The sequence below is a fragment of the Streptomyces sp. XM83C genome, assembly GCF_023072675.1.
GTDB classification, from domain to species: domain Bacteria; phylum Actinomycetota; class Actinomycetes; order Streptomycetales; family Streptomycetaceae; genus Streptomyces; species Streptomyces thermocoprophilus.
In genome coordinates this window covers 1-3,984 of sequence record NZ_JALLGL010000428.1, presented here as the reverse complement: position 1 = coordinate 3,984, position 3,984 = coordinate 1, and the positions used below count along the sequence as shown (strand labels likewise).

General features: G+C 76.0%; 2 protein-coding genes. One reads left to right on the top strand and one right to left on the bottom strand.

The features are described 5' to 3' along the window. On the top strand, nt 1–3,148 hold a 3,148-nt coding region (locus MTQ10_RS28630), incomplete at its 5' end, for an ATP-binding protein (RefSeq protein WP_247473256.1). Here the strand turns inward: MTQ10_RS28630 and MTQ10_RS28625 are convergent. Further along, on the bottom strand, nt 3,135–3,984 hold an 850-nt coding region (locus MTQ10_RS28625), incomplete at its 5' end, for an NPCBM/NEW2 domain-containing protein (protein WP_247473255.1). The two genes, MTQ10_RS28630 and MTQ10_RS28625, sit on opposite strands and share 14 nt — an antisense overlap.

The following is a 3,984-nucleotide window of genomic DNA, read 5'->3' as shown; positions in this document are numbered from 1 at the left end:
GCCCCAGGACGCCCCCGCCGCCCTCCAGGCCCTCGTCGCCCGCCTGCGCCGCACCCTCGGCCGGGACGCCGTCACCTCCGAGCCCGGCGGTTACCGCCTCACCGCGACAAAGGACGACGTCGACCTGCACATCTTCGAGCGGCTCGTACGGCAGGCCGCGTCCGCCCTCGCCGACGGCGACCCCGCCACCGCCGCCCGCACCCTCGACGAGGCGCTCGCCCTGTGGCACGGCCCGGCCCTCGCCGACCTGCCCGACCGCACCGCCGCCGCCCGCCCGCAGGCGCTGCGCCTGGAGGCCTCCCGCGCCCGCGCCGAGGCGTATCTGCGGCTGGGCCGCGCCCACGACGTCGTACCGGAGTTGACGGAGCTGACCGCGGCGCACCCGTACGACGAGCCCCTGCACGTGCTGCTGCTGCGCGCCCTGCGCGACACGGGCCGCACCGCCGACGCGCTCGCCGCGTACGAGACGGCCCGCCGCACCCTCGCCGAGGGACTCGGCACCGATCCCGGTCCGGAGCTGCGCGCGGTCCACCAGGAGCTGCTCACGCAGGACAGCCCGCCGCCGGCACCCACGCCTACGCCGCCGACGCCACGCGGCGGCAACCTCAGGCCGCGTCTTACTTCTTTCGTGGGCCGGGAACCCGAGCTCGCGGCCATTCGTTCCGAACTGCACAGGGCCCGCCTCGTCACGCTCACCGGCCCGGGCGGATCGGGGAAGACCCGCCTCGCCGAGGAGGCCGCAGCCGGCGTCCCCCAGGCATGGCTCGTCGAGCTGGCGCCGCTCGACCGGCCGGAGGCGGTGCCGGGCGCCGTCGTCAACGCGCTCGGTCTGCGCGAGACCGTGCTGCTCGCAGGGGAACTGTCCCTCCCCCACGACGACCCGGTGGCCCTGCTCGTCGAGTACTGCGCCCCGCGCAGCCAACTCCTGATCCTTGACAACTGCGAACACGTCATCGGCGCGGCAGCCGACCTCGCCGAGACGCTCCTGACCCGCTGCCCGGGGCTCACGATCCTCGCCACCAGCCGTGAACCCCTGGGAGTCCCCGGCGAGTCCGTGCGCCCCGTCGAGCCCCTGCGGCCCGAGCAGGCGCACCGCCTCTTCACGGAGCGCGCCTCCGCCGTCCGTCCCGACGCCGCCGACGCGCTCCGCGACGAGGAGGCCGTCACCGAGATCTGCCGGCGCCTCGACGGGCTGCCGCTCGCCATCGAGCTGGCGGCGGCCCGGCTGCGGCTGCTGACCCCCCGGCAGATCGCCGACCGCCTCGACGACCGCTTCCGCCTGCTCACCACAGGAAGCCGCACGGTGCTGCCCCGTCAGCAGACCCTGCGCGCCGTCGTCGACTGGTCCTGGGAGCTGTTGGACGAGCGGGAGCGTACGGCGCTGCGCGAGCTGTCCGTCTTCGCCGGCGGCTGGGACCTCACGGCGGCCGAGGCCGTGTGCACCGGCCCGGCAGCCGACCTGGTCGGCGCACTCGTGGACAAGTCCCTGGTCGTCGCCGCCCCGTCGGCCGGGCAGGACGGGCTGCCCGGCATGCGCTACCGCATGCTGGAGACCATCCACGAGTACGCCGTCGAACGCGCCGCCGAGGAACCCGAGGCGCACGCCGCCGCCGAGCTGCGGCACCGCGCGTGGGTGCGTGCCCTGGTGGAGGAGGCCGAGCCGCGGCTTCGCTCCGGTGAGCAACTGCCGTGGATCGGCCGTCTGGAGACCGAGCTGGACAACATCCGCGCCGCCCTGCACCGCTCCCTCGCCGCGGGCGACGAGGAGGAGGCCGGTGCGCTGTGCCTCGCCATGGGCTGGTTCTGGGGGCTGCGCAACTACCGCCGTGAGGGCCTCGCCTGGGTCACCCGCACCCTGCGCCTCGGCATCGCCCTCGACACCCGCGCGGAGAGCGTCCGCCACGGCGACCTGCCCGACGACGGCGACGACATCACCGACCTCGTGGACGCCTTCCTGGACGCCCCGGACGGCGGAGCCGACCACCCGCGCCACGCCCTGCGCATGGACCTGCGCATGCTGCACCTCTTCTACCGCAGCGAACTGTCCATGCTGGGCCACGTCCCCGACGGCGAACGCGTCGAGCGGTACGTGAACCAGGTCCGCGGCCACTTCGCGCGCGGCGGCCCCCACGCGGCCCGTATGCCCGGCATCGTCTGGCCGCTGATCGCCCACCACGCCGGCGACGCGGCCCGGGCCCAGGAGGCCACCGACCGCGCCCTCCGCCACTGCCGTGCCCACGGCGGCGACTGGGAGATCGGCGTCGCCCTCCTCCTGCGCACCCATATGCTCGTCGACTCCCCGGGCGGCATGCCGGGCATCGACGACGACCTCGACGAACTGCGCACGCTCAGCCGCCGTGTCGGCGACCGCTGGATACGCGCGCAGACATGCAGCGCGGCAGGCGAGGCGGCCATGGCCCGAGGCCGCTTCGACGAGGCCGAACGCGAATACCGGGAAGCGCTGCGTTTCGCCTACGAGGTCGGCGCGTACGCCGAGTCCCCCTTCCTCCTCGCCCGGCTCGGCGAGATCGCCTACCGCGCGGGCGACCGGCCGGCCGCGCGGGCCGCACTGGACGAGTCGGCCACCGCACTCGACCGGTACGGCGTGTCGGACGCCAGGGCCTTCCTGCTGTTGCTGCGCGCCCAACTCGCCCTGGACGACCAGGACTCCCGGCAGGCGCGGGAGCTGTACGAGGAGGCCCGGGCGGTCATGCTGCGTATCGCGCCGCCCCCGCAGTTCACGGTGTGGACGTACAGCGTCGGCGCCCTGGTGGAGGCCGCCGAGTCCGGCCCGGCGCACGCCCTGCCGCTGCTCGGCACAGCCTTCCGTGAGGCCGTGGAGAAGGGCTGCGCCGAGGCGGTGGTGTCCGCACCCGTGGACATCGCCGCGAGCCTCCTCGCCGACCTCGGGGACGGTGTCCGCGCGGCCCGGCTGCTCGGCGCGGTGACCCGGCTGCGCGCCGGCCGCCCCCGCCCCATGCCCGAACGTGCCGGCGCCGAGCGGGCCGAGGCCGCCGCCCGCGCCCAGCTGGGCAAGGAACGCTTCGACGCCGAGTACGCCCGCGGCACGTCCCTCGGCCCGGACGGCGTCGCCGGCGAGCTGGCCCGGGCGCTGCGCGACCACCCCGCCGCGGTCACGAGCAGGTGAAACGCGACTCCGCCCAGTCGCCCAGGGCCAGCCTGTCCAGGTGGTTGTGCGGTTCGACCACCAGCCGTACGGTCCTGCGCCCGGTGATGTCGACATGCACCGGCACCGCCGGGTCCCCGCCCTTGACCCTCCCGGACCGCCACAGCCGCTCCCCGTCGGCGTAGACGGAGAAGTACACCTTCCCCAGCTTCTGCGTCAGATCGTCCACGCCGACCAGAGCGTCGTACGAGGTGCAGGACCGGTTGAGGTCGATCGTGACGGACGAGTCGCCGTGCACGGTCACCCCGCGCGCGTACGAGGTGCCGGCGACGGACAGCCTGTACCGCTGCCATACCCAGCTGCTGCCCGCGAGCCGGATCTCCGGCGCGGTGCCGTCGCCGGTGACGTCGTACGACAGTTCGTTGAGCCGGTACACGGCCGGCGCGGGCCGCGGGGTGGGCGTCGGGGTCGGTGACGGTGTGGGCGTCGGGGTCGGTGTGGGCGTGGGCTCGGGCGGCGGCGCCGGTTTCGGCGTGGGCCTCGGCGCCGGCGTCCGGCTGGGGGTCGGCGTCGGCGTCGGGGCCGGCTTGACCGCCGCCGGTGCGGGCGGGGGCGGCGTCGGTGCCGGCGTGGGCGTGGGCGTGGGAGAGGGCGCGGGCGGCTGCGGCCGGACCACGGGCGCCGACGAGGGCGGCGCCGCGACCGGCTTGTCCGGCTCGCCGTGGCTGCCGGCCAGCGCGAGCGCCACCGCGGCGGCGGCAGCCGCCACCACACCCGCGGCGATACCGGCCTTCACCGGCGCACCCAGCCCCTCCGACGCCGCGGCCGTACCGGCCGATCCGCCCGCCCCGCCGGAC